The organism is Chryseobacterium taichungense, assembly GCF_900109935.1.
Lineage (GTDB): Bacteria > Bacteroidota > Bacteroidia > Flavobacteriales > Weeksellaceae > Chryseobacterium > Chryseobacterium taichungense.
The window spans coordinates 1-1,530 of sequence record NZ_FOBV01000029.1 but is presented as its reverse complement, the minus strand read 5'-3'; the positions used below and the strand labels follow the sequence as shown (position 1 = coordinate 1,530).

1 protein-coding gene is annotated in these 1,530 nt (G+C 28.0%); it reads left to right on the top strand.

Annotated elements, in window-relative coordinates; all coding sequences use genetic code 11:
* Positions 1–1,222 (top strand): M91 family zinc metallopeptidase (locus tag BMW64_RS20345; RefSeq protein ID WP_143052758.1); only part of this gene is annotated, 1,222 nt, incomplete at its 5' end.
* Positions 1,223–1,530: the final 308 nt, after the last annotated feature.

Below are 1,530 nucleotides of genomic sequence, written 5' to 3'. Positions count from 1 at the left end.
CTCTTTATTTTTGCTTGAATATGGAGGTGGCACAGGAACTGATCTTGTTAACCATTTTGAAGGCAAACAGCATGATTTAAAAATTGAAGCTACAACTAACGGAAATAGCTATAATGATGGAGTGGCGTATATTAATACTTTATTAAAACCTCAATCTCCAACAATAAACGGATTACAGGGAGTTCCATTATTTATAGCACTTGCACACGAGATGGCTCATGGGATGGATCCTATCAAGAAATATCTTAATGATCCCTGGCAGAAGAATAAATCTGAAGCTAAAGAGAATTGGACTAGTTGGGGTGAAATATATGCAACCCATATTGAAAATAAAATTAGATCAGAATGGGGGTTGTCACTTAGAAGTTCATACACTTTAGTAAATTCGAATGAATCAATGGGTAAATTAGATTTAGCTACAATTCTTGTTGACAAAAAGGGAAATAGTACTTTTTATGACCAAAAGGGGAATAAACTAAATATGGTCATGGGAGAGGATAAGATTAATGCATATCAATCATTTTTACCAAACAATAAAAACCCAACATTTTTAACAAATAGATATAATTATTATGAAAGAACAAACAAAGCCTTCAAACCATTATATTACGTGTTTTTTTGCTTAATACTATGTCCAAATAGTTTCAAAGCCCAGTATAGTCAAATCGGTATTTTTTTTGAAAAAGAAAAATTACATGCTTATAGATATTGTCAAAACGAATTAAAGAATAATGAAGATTATTTGTCTGTAAAAAAAGCAAAAGATACAGCTCTAATAAAATTACTTGAAGGTGAATGTAATTTAATAGCGTCAAATTATAATTCTTTTGAGAAAAAAACTATTGATTTATTGAATTTGAATGATTCTGATAAAAAAAGAAATTTTATTATTATTAATAAAACTATACGGGCAAATATTAAGCCTCAACCTGTTTTGACAGTTTTGAAATTTGAAAATAGTAATAAATATTACGCAAGTCATAATTATGAAGATTATTATAAAATTAAACAAGACTCATTAATGGCTGGATATAAGCCAGAACAAGAATTTGAAGTTTTTGAAAAATATTTTTATCATAATCATTTTAATAATAAAATATTTAGCTCTTTAAAAAAAGCTATAAAATCAGACAAAAATTTTGGAACTTATTATATTATTGCAAGAGTTTCAGGAAAAATAATTACCAAGAAAATATATTTTGCTGATGATTTTAACCATTAGAATTAAATAATTTTTTCTTTTAAAATCCGGTCATGTTCCAAATGTGTTGGTTTTGTTTATTGATCGACATTAACATAAAAATTTTAAATACAATTAATAAAAAACAGATGATCTAAATGATCATCTGTTTTTTTAAAAGATATTTACCAGTACAAAGATCATTTAGGAAATGTAAGGATCAGTTTCGCGAGAAACAGCGCAGGCGCTCTTGAAATAACGGATGCCAATGATTATTATCCGTTTGGGATGAATCATTTAAAGACCGGAAATACCTATTTTGCACAGGGAAGCTACAAAAGCTATAAGTT